This is a genomic window from Curtobacterium sp. RM9 (genome assembly GCF_054956955.1).
The window spans coordinates 2,280,886-2,296,424 of sequence record NZ_CM143271.1 but is presented as its reverse complement, the minus strand read 5'-3'; the positions used below and the strand labels follow the sequence as shown (position 1 = coordinate 2,296,424).

Genomic DNA, 15,539 nt, shown 5'->3' with positions numbered 1-15,539 from the left:
CGTGGAGCGCGCTCGGCTCGAGCGCAGCGGTGGTCCGGACGGCGGACGCCGATCGGTTCGCGCGAGGATGAGGCGCGGGTCGCGCGGGTGGGCGCGGTTCGATCGGGTGCGTCTGGTGTGTGGTGGGACCGCTCGTGACGGAGGTCACATCGTACGACAGATGTCGCGAACCTGCGAATCAGCCGAGCGTCGTGCTGCCCGTGCTCAGGTGGGCGGGCAGCTGGTGACCCATCCGGTCGCGCTTCGTGTCCAGGTAGCCGGCGTTCTGCGCCGAGATGCCGACGACGAGCGGGACGAGCCCCTCGACCGTGATGCCGTGCTCCTCGAGCTGCCGGCGCTTCTCCGGGTTGTTCGACAGGAGGCGGACGCGCGTGAGGCCGAGGTCGGCGAGGATCCCGGCGGCACCGCCGTACTCGCGGGAGTCCGCCGGCAGCCCGAGCGCGAGGTTCGCGTCGAGGGTGTCGAGCCCGTCCTCCTGCAGCCGGTAGGCCTTGAGCTTGTTGATGAGGCCGATGCCCCGGCCCTCCTGTCCGCGCAGGTAGACGACGACACCGCCCTCGGCCGCGATGGTGTCGAGCGCGGCGTCGAGCTGCGGCCCGCACTCGCACTTCAGTGAACCGAACGCCTCGCCGGTCAGGCACTCCGAGTGCACGCGCACGAGGGCCCCGTCGCGGGGCGCTGCGCCGGACGGGTCGGCGGCGATGATCGCGACGTGCTCGGCACTCGTCACGAGGTCGCGGTAGGCGCGCATCTCGAAGGTCCCGTGCGTGGTCGGCACGTTCGTCGCCACCTCGAACTGGACCGGGCTCCCGGGCGTGGGGGAGGTGAGTGCGTCGGTCATGAGGTGCTCCGGTCGTCCTGGGGCCCCGCGTTCCCGTGCCCGAGGGCGCCGCCGGAGCGGTGCGGTCGGGCCCGGACCAGCAGGTCGGGGCCGAGGCTGGTGGTCGATGTTACGTCCAACCTGCGGCGCTCGCCGATGCTTCCCACGCCGAGGTCGTCGAGGGCGACCCGCGGGCCGCCGAGCAGCACGGGGGCGAGGTAGACGAGGTACTCGTCGACGAGCCCGGCGGCGATCAGGGCGGAGGCCACGGTCGGTCCGCCCTCCACGAGGACCGAGTGGACCCCGTGCTGACGGAGCGCGGCGAGCGAGGTGGGGAGGTCGTGGCCGGGCAGCACGACGACGCCGCGCGGGTGCCGTCTGACCGCGGCGTCGTCGGGGACGACACGGTCGCCGAGCACGACCGGCAGCGGCTGGTCGGCGAGCAGTTCACCGGCGTCCCCCCGGGCGGTGAGCGACGGGTCGTCGGCGAGCACGGTACCGGTCCCGACGAGGATCGCGTCGTGGGCCGCGCGCTGCTCGTGGACGTGCTGCCGGGCCGCTGCACCGGTGATCCACTTGCTCGTGCCGTCGGCGGCGGCGGCACGACCGTCGAGGCTCGACGCCCACTTCACCGTGACCCAGGGCCGACCGAGGCGGACCGAGAGGAGCCAGCGTTCGAGGAACGCCTCCGCCTCGTCGGCGAGGACGCCGGACTGCACGTCGACGCCCGCGGCCCGGAGCCGGTCTGCGCCGCCGCGGGCGTGCTCGCCCGGGTCGTCCACGGCGTAGACGACCCGGGCGACCCCGGCCTCGAGGAGCGCGAGCGCGCACGGGCCCGTCCGACCCCAGTGGTTGCAGGGCTCGAGCGTGACGACGGCGGTCGCGCCGCGCAGCCGCTCGGGCGCGACCTTGCTGATCGCGTCGACCTCGGCGTGCGGCGTGCCGGCACCCTTGTGCCAGCCCTCGGCGAGGACCTCGCCGTCGGGGGAGAGCAGGACGGCACCGACGCGGGCGTGGTCGCCGACGGCCGGGCCGAGCGCAGCGAGCTCGAGGGCGCGCCGCATCGCGCGGAGCTCGACCGGGCTGGCGGTCGGCACGGGCGGGATGGTCACGGAGCGAGACTACCGGCGCGAGTTCGGTGACGCGTCATCGCCGTGTCCCCCGACGGTGCCGGGGAAGGTCTCGGCGGGCCAGGGGAGGTCGGACGCGGGCGAGCCGTCGGCACGGCGCAGGCCCTTCCACGCCTGGACGGTCGTGCCGTCCCGGCCGGGGACGAGCGGCGTGCCGACGCCGGTGAAGGAGAAACCCGCGGCGCGGGCCACGGACGCCGAACCGGTGTTGCCCGCGTAGCACTCCCAGTACACGTCCGGTGCGCCCTGTTCGAAGGCCCACCGCACGACGAGTTCCACGGCCTCGTGCATCACACCCGCCCCCCGAGCCGACGGTGCGAGCCAGAAGCCGAGGTCGCGGTGCGCCGTCCGCCAGCTGATCACACCGTCGAGCCACGTCGATCCGGCACGCCGGATCGCCCAGGTGTACTCGCGGTCGGACGCCCACCCCGGGCCGACGAGGGCGTCCACGAACGTGGTGGCGTCCTTCGTGGTGTACGGCGTGGGGATGGTGGTCCACCGGACGACGTCAGGGTCCTGGCAGCCCGACGTGATGGCTGCCGCGTCCGACCGCGTCGGCACGTCGAGGCGCAGTCGGTCGGAGGCGAGGACGACGGGACGCACGGTCAGCCCCGGCGTCGCGGCACGAAGCCGATGCGGTCGTAGACCCGGGCGAGCGTCTGCTCGGCGATGGCCTCGGCACGGTCGGCGCCGACCGCGAGCAGGCGGTCGAGCTCCGCCGGGTCGTCGAGGAGCTCGAGCGTGCGGGCGCGCACCGGCTCGAGCTCGGCGACGACGGCGTCGGCGACGGCCCCCTTGAGGTCGCCGTACCCCTTGCCGGCGAACGACTCCTCGAGCGCGGCGACCGGCGTCCGGCTGAACGCCGACAGGATCGCGAGGAGGTTCGTCACGCCCGGCTTCGCCTGGCGGTCGGCCCGGATCTCGCGCTCGGTGTCGGTCACCGCGGAGCGGATCTTCTTCGCGGTGCGCTTCGGGTCGTCGAGCAGGCGGATGAGACCGTTGTCGGACGCTGCCGACTTGCTCATCTTGCTCGTCGGGTCCTGCAGGTCGTAGATGCGCGCGGTCTCGGTGCCGATCCGGGCCTCGGGCACGACGAAGGTGTCGCCGAACCGGGAGTTGAAGCGCCCGGCCAGGTCGCGGGTGAGCTCGACGTGCTGCCGCTGGTCGTCCCCGACCGGCACGACCTTCGTGTCGTACAGCAGGATGTCGGCCGCCATCAGGACCGGGTAGGTGAACAGGCCGACCGAGGCGGCCTCGGCACCCTGGCGAGCGGACTTGTCCTTGAACTGGGTCATCCGGCTGGCCTCGCCGAAACCGGTCAGGGTGTTGAGGACCCAGGCAAGCTCGGCGTGCGCCGGGACGTGCGACTGCACGAACAGGGTCGACTTCTCCGGGTCGATGCCCGAGGCGATGTACTGCGCCGCCGTCGCCCGCGTGCTCGCCCGGAGTCCGGCCGGGTCCTGCGGGGAGGTGATGGCGTGCATGTCGACGACGCAGTAGATCGCGTCGAAGTCGTCCTGCAGGTCCCGCCACTGCATGAGCGCGCCGATGTAGTTGCCGAGGTGGAGGGACCCTGCCGAGGGCTGGATGCCGGAGAAGATGCGCGTCTTGGTCATGGGTGTGTCCTGGTGGTGCGGGAGTGGATGGGTGTCAGAGCTCGTAGTCGACGACCACGGGGGCGTGGTCGGACCATCGCTGGTCGTACGCCGCGGCGCGGTCGACCGTGTAGCTGCCGACCTTCGCGGCGAGGTCCGGCGTCGCCATCTGGTAGTCGATGCGCCAGCCGGAGTCGTTGTCGAACGCCTGGCCGCGCCATGACCACCACGTGTACGGGCCGTCGACGTCGCCGGCCTGCTCGCGCCCGACGTCCACCCAGCCGAGACCCGGTCCGGTCGATCCGTCGGCACCCTCGACCTGCTCGCCCTCGGCACCGAAGAACCGCGAGAAGTAGGCACGCTCGCGCGGCAGGAAGCCGGCACGCTTGACGTTGCCCTTCCAGTTCTTGATGTCCCGCTGGTCGTGTCCGACGTTGAGGTCACCGACGACGACGGCGAGCGGGTTGTGCGCCCGGAGCGCGGGGAGCCGCTCGGTCATCGCGTCGAGGAACTTCCACTTCTCGTCCTGCTTCGGGGTGTCGACCTCGCCGGAGTGGACGTAGCAGGAGACGACCGTGACGGTGGTGCCGTCGAGTTCGTAGTCGGCCTCGATCCAGCGCCCCGCCGAGTCGAAGTCGCTCGACCCGAGCTCGACGCGGTGGATGTGCGCCCGGTGCCGCGAGGCGATCGCGACCCCTGCGCGGCCCTTCGCCGTCGCCGGGTCGTGCACGATGTCCCACTCGTCGCCGAGCAGCCCGGCCAGGTCGTCGCTCGAGGCGCGGACCTCCTGCAGGGCCAGCACGTCGACGTCGCGCGTGGCGAGCCAGTCGCCCATGCCCTTCCGGAACGCGGCGCGGACGCCGTTCACGTTGACGGATGCGAGGCGCAGGCGTGTCATGCCCAACACCCTATCGGCGCGTCCCGACACCCCTCGTGCGCGGGCTCGACAGGGTCGGGCGACTCCGCCACCATGAGCGACGTGACCGATGCCGTCGACCCGCCCGCCGAGCGGCACGAGCAGGTGGAGCGTGCGCTCGTCGCGGCGGCCGAGCTCCTCCGGTACGGGTGGCCGGAGGACGCCGTCGAACCGCTCACGGGTGCCCTCGCCCTGCACGGCGACGATGCCGAGGTCCTGCGCGTCCTCGCCGTCGTGTTCTGGTGGACGGATGACCTCGACGCGGCCCGGACCGCCGTCCGCCGCGCGATCGCGACCGACCCCGAGGACGTCGAGGCGTACCGGCTCGCCGCGCACCTCGCCGAGGCGGCGGGGGACGTGCCGGAGGCGCGTGGGGCCTGGGCGGCGGCCGTCGCGCTCCGTCCGGACGACGGCGACCTCGCGGCGGCACAGCTCGTCCTCGACCTCCGGTCCGGAGCAGTCGACACGACCACCTACGCCGTGGCGGCCCGGGCGGCAGCGGCGCACCCGCAGCACACCGAGGTGCACCTCGCCCTCGCGTGGCTCGCCGATCGCGAGGGCTACCCGGGCACGGCGGTCCGTGCGCTCGTCGCCGCCGTCGCGGCATCGCCCGCCGACCCGTGGGCGCGCTGGCAGCTGCTCCGCGCTCGGGAGCGGCAGGGCGGCACGATCGCGGTGCTCGCGGACGCGTCGCTCGTGCTCGCGGAGCATCCCGAGGCTGCCGGTCCGCTCGGTGCGTTCCGCCGCGCGACCGTCCGCCTGGCGTCGTTCGGGACGGCGCTCGTCGTGGTCGGCCTCGTGCTCGCCGCGACCGGCGGGGTGCTCGGCGGGACGGCGCTGCACGCGCCCCTCGCCGCGGGCCTCTGGTGCGTCGCCCTGCTGGTCGCGATCGTGCTGGCCGAGGTGGCGGTCCTCCGCCGGCTCGGCCGTTCGCTGCGCACGGGCTGGCCGCCCTTCGTCCGGCTCGTCCGCAGGCACGTCGGCGGCGTCGTGGTCCTGCCGGTGCTGCAGGCAGCGACGCTCGTGGCCGCCGGGCTGCTGCTCGTGCTCGTCGGGTGCGGTGCCCCGGACGCTGCGGACGGCTGGGTCGCCGCCGTGGGCGGTGCGACCCTGGTCGCCGCCCTCGGCGCCGGCGGCTTCCTGGACCGCTGGTACGCGTAGCCCCGTCCGGTCACCGACGGGGTGGTGGGGACCCACGACGGACTGGAGGCGCGGTGCCAGCCGGCACCGCGCCTCCAGTCCGTCAGGGGATCGCGTCAGGCCGCGTCGTGGTCGGTCTCGAGGAACGCGACCAGGCTGTCGGCGGTGGTCTCGGCGTCGTCGCCCGAGACGGTGAGGGTGACCTCGTCGCCGTTCTCGATGCCGAGCCCGAGCAGCGCGAGGATGCTGCCCGCGTTGCCGGACTTGTCGCCCTTCGCGATCGTGACCTGGTGACCGGACGCGGTCACGGTCTGGACGAACAGCGACGCCGGACGGGCGTGCAGACCGGACGCGCTGGCGACGGTGACGGTACGGGTGGCTTCGGACATCGATGTACTCCTGTCGATGGGTGGTGGCGCTCATGGTAGCGAGCGCCGGGTGGGACGGGTCCGGGCCGCGGTCAGGAACGACCGGGCCAGAAGACCTCGGTGCCGGCGGCCTCGACCTCGCGCACGAGGTCGGCGTTCACGCCGGGGTCGGTGATGATCGTGTCGATCGCGGCGAGGGGCGCGACGCGGCCGAACTCCTCGCGCCCGAACTTGGTGTGGTCGGCGAGCAGGATGCTCCGCCGGGCCGACTTGATCATGGCGCTCTTCACGGCGGCCTCCGCCATGTTGTGCGTCGTCAGGCCGCGCTCGGGCGTGATGCCGTTGATGCTGATGAACGCGACGTCGACGCTCACCATGCCGATGAGCTGGTGCGTCCACGTGCCGACGCCGGCCAGCGAGTCGCTGCGGATGTTGCCGCCGAGCAGGTGCAGGTCGAGTCCGGCCCGGTTCGCGACGGCCATCGCCACGGGGAGCGAGTGGGTGACGACGGTCAGGCCGCGGTCGGTCGGCAGCATCTCGGCGAGGCAGATGGTGGAGGTGCCGGCGTCGATCATGATCGAGCCGTTCTCGGGCAGCTCGTCGAGGGCGGCCTGCGCGATGACCATCTTCTCGGCCTGGTTCATCCCGCCGCGGTCGCCGACACCCGGGTGCAGGGTGATCCGCTCGACCGGGATCGCGCCGCCGTGCGCCCGTCGCACGAGGCCACGGCGCTCGAGGCTCGTCAGGTCACGGCGGATCGTCTCCGGCGTGACCGCGAGCAGCTCGGCGAGGTCCTTCACGTCGACGCGGCCCTGTGCGCGCGCCTGGTCGACGATGCGCTGGTGGCGCTCTGGTGCGTACATCGGACCTCGTCGTCTCGGTCGGAACGGAACGGACATGACCGGGCACGTCCTGGCCGGAGCTGAGCGGAACCGGTCAGCCGCCAGACGCAAACGGGCATCTGTTTCTGCATTTTTATCCCCGGATGTGTTTGTTTGTCAACGCGGTTCGGGGTAGTGTGCTGCCAACCGCACCACCCACCGCACCATCGCGCGTGAGATGAAGGAGTCTCGAATGTCCGAACTGCTCGGCACCGGCGTCGGCCGTGGCGTCGCCCACGGCCCCGTGCTCCGCATGGCGGACCCGCTCGGCGAGCCGTCGAAGGACGCGCTGCAGGGCACGGCGGACGACGCGAAGCAGGCCGTCCACGACGCCCTCGCCGCGGTGGCGGAGGACCTCAACAAGCGCGGACAGCTCGCGGGCGGCGACGCCCAGGCCGTGCTCGAGGCACAGGCGCTCATGGCGCAGGACCCGACGCTGCTCGACGACGTGCACGCACGCATCGACGGTGGCACCAACGCGGAGCGCGCGGTGTACGAGGCGTTCGGACAGTTCCGCGACCTCCTCGTCGGCATGGGCGGGTACATGGGGGAGCGCGCGGCCGACCTCGACGACGTCGCGCAGCGCATCATCGCCAAGCTCCGTGGCGTCGCGGCCCCCGGCGTCCCCGAGTCGGACACCCCCTTCGTGCTCGTCGCCCGCGACCTCGCACCCGCCGACACCGCACTCCTCGACCTCGACAAGGTGCTCGCGCTCGTCACCCGTGACGGCGGACCGACCTCGCACACCGCGATCCTCGCCCGCGCCAAGGGCATCACGGCGATCGTGGGCGTCACCGGCGCCGACGGGCTGGCCGACGGCACGCACGTCGTCGTCGACGCCGCAGCCGGCACCGTCGTGACCGACCCGTCCGCCGAGCTCGTCGCCGACGTCGACCAGCGCATCGCGGACCGCCTCGCCGCGGCCGCCGCGCCCCTCACCGCCGGTGCCCTCGCCGACGGCCACACCGTCCCCCTGCTCGCGAACCTCGGCAGCCCCGCCGACGCCGCGGGCGCCGTTGCTCTCGGTGCGGAGGGCGTGGGGCTCTTCCGCACCGAGTTCCTGTTCCTCGACTCGCCGAAGGCGCCGACCGTCGCGCAGCAGCAGGAGTCCTACCGCCAGCTCCTCGCCGCGTTCCCGGGCAGGAAGGTCGTGGTCCGCGCGCTCGACGCCGGTGCCGACAAGCCGCTGCCGTTCCTCACCGACAAGGACGAGGAGAACCCGGCGCTCGGGCGCCGCGGGCTCCGTGCCCTCCGGAACCACGAGGAGGTCCTGCGCGACCAGCTCACCGCCCTCGCACAGGCCGACGCCGAGACCGAGGCGGACCTCTGGGTGATGGCCCCGATGGTCGCCGACGCCGAGGAGACGCAGTACTTCGTCGACCTCGCCCGCGAGCTCGGCATCCGGACCGCCGGCGTGATGGCCGAGGTCCCGTCCCTCGCCCTGATGGCCGACCAGGTCTTCACCTCCGCCGACTTCGTGTCGATCGGCACGAACGACCTCACGCAGTACACGATGGCTGCCGACCGCATGCTCGGCACCGTCGCGTCCTACCAGGACCCGTGGCACCCCGCCGTCCTGCGCCTCGTCGCCCAGCTGGGCACCGCGGGCGCCACCGCCGGCAAGGCCGTCGGCATCTGCGGCGAGGCGGCGGCCGACCCGCTGCTCGCCGTGGTCCTCGTCGGCCTCGGCGCCACGACCCTCTCCATGACCCCCGCGGCCCTGGCCGACGTGCGCGCCGAGCTCGGCAAGCACACCCTCGACCAGGCCCGCGAGATGGCGACGGCAGCGCTCGCCGCGAGCACGGCGGCGGCCGCCAGGTCCGCCGCGGCCGCGGCGCACGCCGTCTGACCCGACCAGCTCCACCCCCGCACCACCCAGCACCCCCTTCACACCGCAGCAGCACCCCTCACAGAAAGCCAGGCACATGACAACGTCGTCCGTTGCAGCGCCCGACGCACCCGCGAAGTCGCGGGGCGGCGCACGCGTCGCCGTCCAGAAGTTCGGCACGTTCCTCTCCGGCATGGTGATGCCGAACATCGCGATCTTCATCGCGTGGGGCATCATCACCGCCTTCTTCATCCAGACCGGTTGGACGCCCGTCGGCATCCTCGGCGGATGGGGCGAGACGAACGGTGTCGCCAACATCGGTCTCGTCAGCCCGATCCTGACCTACCTCATCCCGCTCGCGATCGCCTTCCAGGGCGGCCGGATGATCTACGACACCCGTGGCGCGGTCGTCGGCTCGGTCATGGCGATGGGCGTCATCATCGGCGCCAACGGCACGGTCATGATCCTCGGCGCGATGATCTGCGGCCCGCTCGGTGCGTGGCTGATCAAGCAGGTCGACAAGATCTGGGACGGCAAGATCCGCCCGGGCTTCGAGATGCTCGTCAACAACTACGCCGCGGGCATCCTGGCCTTCGGTCTCGCCATGGTCGGCTTCTTCTGGCTCGCCCCGATCTTCAAGGCGATCGCGAACGGCCTCGGCTCCGCGGTGGAGTTCCTCGTGAACCACTCGCTGCTGCCGGTCGCCAGCGTGATCATCGAGCCGGCGAAGGTCTTCTTCCTGAACAACGCCATCAACCACGGCGTGCTCGACCAGCTCGGCGCCGCGCAGGTGAAGGAGTCGGGCAAGAGCATCCTGTTCCTGCTCGAGGCGAACCCCGGCCCCGGTCTCGGCATCCTGCTCGCCTTCACCTTCTTCGGTGTCGGCATCGCCCGCTCGACCGCTCCCGGCGCGATCATCATCCAGTTCCTCGGCGGCATCCACGAGATCTACTTCCCGTACGTGCTGCAGAAGCCGGTCCTGTTCATCGCCGTCATCCTCGGTGGTGCGACCGGTGTCGCGACCAACGTCGCCTTCCGCTCCGGCCTCGTCGCTCCGGCGTCCCCCGGATCGATCATCGCGGTGCTCGGCTCGACCGCGAAGGACAGCTTCGTGGGCGTCATCCTCTCGGTCGTGCTCTCGGCCGCCGTGTCCTTCGCGGTCGCGTCCTTCTTCCTGCTCGCCAGCCGCAAGCGCGACCTGGCGAACGGCGGCGGTGACATGAGCGCCGCCATGGCGAAGCTCCAGGCCAACAAGGGCCGCGACGTCAACGCCGCGACCGCCGGCCTGCTCGGCAACAACTCCCCGGCCAACGAGGAGGAGGCCGAGGCCTCGCTCGGCGGCGTCGGCTCGGCGTCCACCGCCACGGCGACCCGCGTGGAGCACGTCGTGTTCGCCTGCGACGCCGGCATGGGCTCGAGCGCGATGGGTGCCAGCGTCCTCCGCAACAAGGTGAAGAAGGCGGGCATCGAGGGCGTCACGGTCGTCAACAAGGCGATCGCGAACCTCGACGGCACCGAGGACCTCATCATCACCCAGGAGGAACTGACGGACCGCGCCCGCCAGAAGAACCCGAACGCACAGCACGTGTCGGTCGGCAACTTCATGAACGCGCCGCAGTACGACCAGGTCGTCGACCAGCTCAAGAACCAGTAACACAGTGCAGTATCGGAGGGGACGGGTGTGCAGCCCGTCCCCTCCATCACGTTCCGCCAGAAGAAGGAGAACCCCCGATGCCCGTCCTGCAGGAGAGCCAGATCCGCATCCACACCGAGGACACCGCCCCGACCAAGTCGGAGGCGATGAAGGAGGCGGCCGAGATCCTCGAGGCGGCAGGCGCGGTCACCGCGGACTACTACCCGGCGATGCTCGAGCGTGAGAAGAGCGTCTCGACGTACATGGGCAACTTCCTCGCCATCCCGCACGGCACGAACGACGCGAAGGACGCCATCAAGTCCTCGGCCCTGTCGTTCATCCGCTACGCCACCCCGATCGACTGGGACGGCAACCCCGTACGCTTCGTCGTCGGCATCGCCGGCGTGAACAACGAGCACCTCGACATCCTGTCCAAGATCGCGATCGTCTTCTCGGACGAGGACGAGGTCCAGAAGCTCACCGACGCGCCGGACACCGCCGCGATCCTGTCGATCCTCGGCGAGGTCAACGAGTGAGCGAGCGCACCGCCGTCCACTTCGGCGCCGGCAACATCGGCCGCGGCTTCGTCGGCCTGCTCCTGCACGAGGCCGGGTACGAGGTCGTCTTCGCGGACGTCGCCGCACCGCTCATCGACGCGCTGGCCGCCGCAGACTCGTACACCGTGCACGAGGTCGGTTCGGGCGCGCAGGACCACGTCGTCACCGGCTTCCGTGCCGTCAACAGCGCGCAGGACGAAGCCGGCGTCATCGCCGAGGTCGCCGCCGCCGACGTCGTGACCTGCGCGGTCGGCCCGACGGTCCTGAAGTTCATCGCGCCCGTCATCGCCGCCGCGCTCCGACAGCGCGACGCCGACGCGGCCCCGCTCGCCGTGATGGCCTGCGAGAACGCGATCAACGCGACCGACCGCCTCCGCGAGTTCATCGTCGACGCCCTGCCCGCCGAGGAGCGCGACGCCGCCCTCGCCAAGGCCGTCTTCGCGAACACCGCGGTCGACCGCATCGTGCCCGCGCAGCCCGAGGGCGCCGGCCTCGACGTCACGGTCGAGACCTACTACGAGTGGGCCATCGACCGCACGCCCTTCGGCGGTAACGAGCCGGAGATCCCCGGCGCGCACTACGTCGACGGGCTCGCCGCCTCGATCGAGCGGAAGCTCTTCACGGTGAACACCGGGCACGCCACCGTCGCGTACCACGGCTTCCTCGCCGGTGCCGACAAGATCTCCGACGCGATCGCGATCCCCGCGGTGCGGTCCGCGCTCGAGTCGGTGCTCGCCGAGACCAGCGACCTGTTGGTCCGTCGCCACGAGCTCGACCCCGAGGTGCACCGCGCCTACGTGCAGGCGATCATCGGCCGGTTCGAGAACCCGCACCTGCCCGACACCGTCACGCGTGTCGGTCGCCAGCCGCTCCGGAAGCTGTCCCGCGACGAGCGCTTCGTGTCGCCGGCCGCCGCCCTCGCCGAGGACGGCACCGAGCCGACCGCGCTCCTCGAGGCGATGGGCGCCGCGCTCCGCTTCGACGTGCCGGACGACGAGCAGAGCGTCGAACTGCAGTCGCTGCTGCGCTCCGACCGGTCCGACGCGGACGTCGCGACGGAGATCACCGGGCTGGGTGCGGAGCACCCGCTGCACGCGGCGTTCGTCGAGCGGGTCCGGGCCGCGCGCTCGTAGCGGCATGACCGAGACGGGAGGCGCGGTGCCAGCTGGCACCGCGCCTCCCGTCTGTCTCCGGCCGGCCGGCGTAGCGTCGCCGGCATGACGAAGCACTGGGTCGCCCCTCGGTTCGGCGGCAGCGAGGTCCTCGAGTACGTCGAGACCGACGTCCCCGCGCCGGGGCCGGGCGAGGTGACGATCGACGTCCACGCCGCCGGCATGAACCCCGCCGACACGAAGCACACCCGCCAGGGAGACGCGTCCGACCTGCCGATCCCGGTCGGCTACGAGGTCTCCGGCGTCCTCAGCGCGATCGGCCCGGACACGCAGATCGCCTCGGGCGGGGGAGCGGTGGGTGACGAGGTCCTCGCCTTCCGTGTCGAGGGCGGCTGGGCGGAACGGCTCACCGTGTCCGCTGCCGACGTGTTCGCCAAGCCCGCCACGCTCGACCACCCGCAGGCGGCGAACCTCCTGCTCGCCGGCACGACGGCCGCCGACATGATCCGCGTGACCCGCGCCGAGGGGCGCGACACCGTGCTCGTCCACGGCGCCTCCGGCGCCGTCGGCGTCGCCCTCCTGCAGCTGCTCCGACCGCTCGGCACGCGCGTCATCGGCACCGCGTCCGAGCGGAACGCCGACACGGTGCGCCGCTTCGGTGGCGAGTGGGTGGCGTACGGCGACGGTCTGGAGGCGCGCGTCCGTGACCTCGCACCGTCCGGTGTCGACGTGGCACTGGACTGCGTCGGGACCGACGAGGCCGTGGACGTCTCGCTCGCGCTCGTCGCGGACCGCGACCGCATCGTCACCATCGCGGCCTTCGGCCGGGCCGGTGCCGAGGGCATCCGCGCGGTCGGCGGTGCGCAGCCGGAGAGCAAGGCGTTCCGCGACTCGGTGCGGCAGCGGCTCGTCGACCTCGCGGCGGCGGGGGAGCTGGAGGTGCCGGTGGCGCGGACGTTCCCGCTCGCCGAGGCCAGGGCTGCGGCGGAGGTGCTCGAGTCGCAGCACCCGGGCGGCAAGCTCGCGCTCGTGCCGTAGGGTCCGGGACGGATCCGACCCGGACGGGGCGTCGTGTCGACTGCCGGCGGGCCGCTCCCGCGACGCGCTGCACTCCTTGCGCGCCCAGGAGCGCCGCGTCTGCCACGATCGGGGCCGACCGACCGTGCGCCGTGTCGGTCGTGCCCTGCAGCACATCCACGCACAGATCATCGAACCGGAGACCCGAATGACCAACGCACAGCCCTACCAGTCCGCCGCGCCCGCGTCCGAGCGCTACAACGTCCTCGCCATCGTCGGGTTCGTCCTGGCGTTCTTCGTGAACATCGCGGGCCTCATCGTCAGCATCATCGCGCTGACGCAGATCAAGCGCACCGGCGAGCGCGGCCGTGGCCTCGCCCTCGCGGGTGTGATCATCTCGGCGCTCTCGCTCGTCATCGGCGTCATCTCGATCATCGTCTTCTTCGCGGCAGCGGCGAACATGAGCACGACCGGCGGCTACTGACCCGCTCGACCGCAGCACAGCAGACCTCGCACCGACCACGCCCCCGTCCCGAGCGGACGGGGGCGTGGTCGTTCTGGTTGACTCCGACACGGATCCGAACGGGATCCGACACACGACACAGGGGGAGCACCGTGACCGACCAGTACCCGCCGCAGGACCCGTACGGCAAGCAGCCGACGCCCGCCACAGCCGGGGGTGAGCCGCCGCTCTGGGCGCCGTACCACGGCATCTCGTTCGGGAAGGCGTTCTCGCGCTTCTTCAGGAAGTACGCGACCTTCAGCGGTCGAGCGAGCCGCAGCGAGTACTGGTGGTGGTACCTGTGGAGCGTCATCATCAGCGCGGTCGCCTCGGTCCTCACGGGCATCCTGGTCGCCGCGACCGGCACGACGACGTCGACCACCACCTCGACGTCCGTCGGTTTCTCGAGCATGTCGACGAACCCGCTCGCGGGGACCGCGTTCTGGATCCTCGGCCTCGCGCTGATCATCCCGACGCTGGCACTCATCGTCCGACGCTTGCACGACGCGAACCTCAGCGGGTTGTTCGCCCTGCTCCTGCTCATCCCGTTCCTCGGACCGATCGCAGTGTTCATCATGATGTTCCTGCCCTCGAACCCGGACGGCAGCCGCTTCGACCGACCGGTCGGCGCCCGATGACGAACGGGGACACGCCCCAGTGGGGCCCGGGGTCGCAGCCCGACGGGCAGCAGCCGTACGGGCAGCAGCCCTACGGGCAGCAGCCGTACGGGCAGCAGCCGTACGGGCAGCAGCCGTACGGGCAGCAGCCGTACGGGCAGCAGCCGTACGTCACACCCGCGCAGCTCGCACCCGTCGGTCCCGACGGCGTCCCGCCGCTCTGGGCGCCGTGGTACGGCATCGGCTTCCTCGACGCCTTCACCCGCGTCTTCACGAAGTACGCCCGGTTCGACGGTCGCGCCAGCCGCAGCGAGTACTGGTACTACCTGCTCGCCAACGCCATCGTGACGATCGTCCTGTACGGCGGCTTCATCGCGACGGTCATCGGCTGGAGCGCGTCGCACCGGACGGTCGACGAGTACGGCGTCGCACAGACGACGGGCGCGCCGCCGTCCTGGGCGTTCCTGCTCCTCGCGCTGTACGGCGTCTGGTGGCTCGGCACGCTCGTGCCGGCACTCGCCCTCGCGTGGCGACGGATGCACGACGCCAACCTGCCCGGTGCGCTGTGGCTGATCTCGATCGTCGCCTGGCCGGCGGCGATCGTGTTCGCCTGCCTGCCACCCAACCCGGCTGGTGTGCGGTACGACCAGCCCGACGAACGCTGAGCCGGACCACCGGTCACCGGACGACGAAGCGGCCCTCCCCGACAGGGGAGGGCCGCTTCGTCGTCCGGGGGCAGACCGGTCAGACCACCCGGAGCCGCGTGAGCGAGCCGTCCACGACGAGGTCCCGCACCGTGACCGACGGATCGGCGGTCTGGAAGCGGAGCGCGCCACCCGGCTGGTCGAACCAGGGCTGCACGAACCGGACGTTCACCAGGAACGGCCGCTCCACCAGGTAGCGGTGCGTCTCCGGCGACGCCGCGACGTGGGGCGGGAGCGACCGGGTGTGCAGCGGTGTGTCGAGCGGGTGCAGCAGGTAGCCGTCCGGTCCACCGATCCGGTCGACGGGCACCCCGGCGGGGACCTGGATGGTGAGGCCCTGTCCGCCGGCCTGCGCGACCTGCTGAGCCAGCTGCGGGTACGTCGTGGCCGCACGGTCGCGGAGCCCGTCGAGCTCGTGCCGGGGGATGTCCCGCGGCGCCGGGAAGGGACGGTTCAGGAACCGACGGAGCATCTCGACCGCGTCCTCCTCACCGCGCGCGGTGGCGAGGCGACGGGCCGTGCCGTAGTCGACGACCTCGAGTGCGAAGTCGTCGGGCTGCTCGGCCGGCACGATGCGCAGGGCGCCCTCGACCGGCGGTTCCTGCAGGGTCTCTCCGGGGAGCTGCACGTAGCGGACCGTGTAGCCGAGCTGGTCGAGGATGGGGCGGGTGGCCGCGAACGTCATGGAGCGGAGCCTATCGGTGGTGTCTTCAGCGGAC

16 protein-coding genes and 1 pseudogene are annotated in these 15,539 nt (G+C 72.1%); 9 read left to right on the top strand and 8 right to left on the bottom strand.

The window, feature by feature from the left end:
- Positions 1-178: 178 nt before the first annotated feature.
- The 5 genes and pseudogenes from ribA to ACY3FI_RS10780 all read right to left on the bottom strand — a co-directional run.
- Positions 179-808 (bottom strand): annotated as a pseudogene (gene ribA / locus ACY3FI_RS10800) (GTP cyclohydrolase II); the annotation flags it as partial.
- Between the two features lie 29 nt (positions 809-837).
- The gene (gene ribD, locus ACY3FI_RS10795) at positions 838-1,884 is read right to left on the bottom strand and encodes a bifunctional diaminohydroxyphosphoribosylaminopyrimidine deaminase/5-amino-6-(5-phosphoribosylamino)uracil reductase RibD (protein WP_462550346.1); all 1,047 of its coding nucleotides are present in this window, start codon (positions 1,882-1,884) and stop codon (positions 838-840) included.
- Between the two features lie 57 nt (positions 1,885-1,941).
- The gene (locus ACY3FI_RS10790) at positions 1,942-2,553 is read right to left on the bottom strand and encodes a GNAT family N-acetyltransferase (protein ID WP_462547538.1); all 612 of its coding nucleotides are present in this window, start codon (positions 2,551-2,553) and stop codon (positions 1,942-1,944) included.
- Between the two features lie 2 nt (positions 2,554-2,555).
- Positions 2,556-3,566, bottom strand: a complete 1,011-nt coding sequence (trpS, locus tag ACY3FI_RS10785) for a tryptophan--tRNA ligase (protein WP_462547537.1) — start codon at positions 3,564-3,566, stop codon at positions 2,556-2,558.
- A 34-nt stretch (positions 3,567-3,600) separates the two neighbouring features.
- A complete protein-coding gene (locus ACY3FI_RS10780) occupies positions 3,601-4,443 on the bottom strand; it encodes an exodeoxyribonuclease III (protein ID WP_462547536.1) in 843 nt (280 codons plus the stop codon).
- Positions 4,444-4,524: 81 nt separating this feature from the next.
- Here ACY3FI_RS10780 and ACY3FI_RS10775 point away from each other — a divergent pair, with 81 nt between their 5' ends.
- Positions 4,525-5,622, top strand: coding sequence for a tetratricopeptide repeat protein (locus ACY3FI_RS10775; protein ID WP_462547535.1), 1,098 nt, complete (start codon positions 4,525-4,527; stop codon positions 5,620-5,622).
- 95 nt (positions 5,623-5,717) lie between these two features.
- Here the strand turns inward: ACY3FI_RS10775 and ACY3FI_RS10770 are convergent, their stop codons facing one another.
- Together ACY3FI_RS10770 and ACY3FI_RS10765 are read right to left on the bottom strand one after the other, a co-directional pair.
- Positions 5,718-5,990, bottom strand: coding sequence for an HPr family phosphocarrier protein (locus tag ACY3FI_RS10770; RefSeq protein WP_462547534.1), 273 nt, complete (start codon positions 5,988-5,990; stop codon positions 5,718-5,720).
- Positions 5,991-6,061: 71 nt separating this feature from the next.
- A complete protein-coding gene (locus tag ACY3FI_RS10765; RefSeq protein WP_462547533.1) occupies positions 6,062-6,832 on the bottom strand; it encodes a DeoR/GlpR family DNA-binding transcription regulator in 771 nt (256 codons plus the stop codon).
- A 211-nt stretch (positions 6,833-7,043) separates the two neighbouring features.
- Here ACY3FI_RS10765 and ptsP point away from each other — a divergent pair, with 211 nt between their 5' ends.
- The 8 genes from ptsP (at position 7,044) to ACY3FI_RS10725 (ending at position 14,781) form a co-directional block, all read left to right on the top strand.
- A complete protein-coding gene (ptsP, locus tag ACY3FI_RS10760) occupies positions 7,044-8,699 on the top strand; it encodes a phosphoenolpyruvate--protein phosphotransferase (protein ID WP_462547532.1) in 1,656 nt (551 codons plus the stop codon).
- 76 nt (positions 8,700-8,775) lie between these two features.
- Entirely contained in the window at positions 8,776-10,332 is a 1,557-nt protein-coding gene (locus tag ACY3FI_RS10755; RefSeq protein WP_462547531.1) for a PTS mannitol transporter subunit IIBC, read from the top strand.
- Between the two features lie 77 nt (positions 10,333-10,409).
- A complete protein-coding gene (locus tag ACY3FI_RS10750) occupies positions 10,410-10,847 on the top strand; it encodes a PTS mannitol transporter subunit IIA (RefSeq protein ID WP_022907882.1) in 438 nt (145 codons plus the stop codon).
- Complete coding sequence (locus ACY3FI_RS10745) at positions 10,844-12,001, top strand: mannitol-1-phosphate 5-dehydrogenase (RefSeq protein WP_462547530.1); 1,158 nt, start codon at positions 10,844-10,846, stop codon at positions 11,999-12,001. Before ACY3FI_RS10750 ends, ACY3FI_RS10745 begins: the two co-directional genes overlap by 4 nt.
- 84 nt (positions 12,002-12,085) lie before the next feature.
- Positions 12,086-13,018, top strand: coding sequence for an NADP-dependent oxidoreductase (locus ACY3FI_RS10740; protein WP_462547529.1), 933 nt, complete (start codon positions 12,086-12,088; stop codon positions 13,016-13,018).
- 187 nt (positions 13,019-13,205) lie between these two features.
- Positions 13,206-13,481 (top strand): DUF4190 domain-containing protein, encoded by a 276-nt coding sequence (locus ACY3FI_RS10735; protein ID WP_462547527.1) that lies wholly within the window; start codon positions 13,206-13,208, stop codon positions 13,479-13,481.
- Positions 13,482-13,612: 131 nt separating this feature from the next.
- Positions 13,613-14,137 (top strand): DUF805 domain-containing protein, encoded by a 525-nt coding sequence (locus ACY3FI_RS10730; protein ID WP_462547525.1) that lies wholly within the window; start codon positions 13,613-13,615, stop codon positions 14,135-14,137.
- Positions 14,134-14,781 (top strand): DUF805 domain-containing protein, encoded by a 648-nt coding sequence (locus ACY3FI_RS10725; RefSeq protein ID WP_462547523.1) that lies wholly within the window; start codon positions 14,134-14,136, stop codon positions 14,779-14,781. The genes ACY3FI_RS10730 and ACY3FI_RS10725 overlap by 4 nt, the downstream gene beginning before the upstream one ends.
- A gap of 79 nt (positions 14,782-14,860) precedes the next feature.
- On the opposite strand, the gene ACY3FI_RS10720 is transcribed toward ACY3FI_RS10725, so the two are convergent.
- Positions 14,861-15,505, bottom strand: coding sequence for a TNT domain-containing protein (locus ACY3FI_RS10720; protein ID WP_462547522.1), 645 nt, complete (start codon positions 15,503-15,505; stop codon positions 14,861-14,863).
- Positions 15,506-15,539 lie beyond the last annotated feature (34 nt).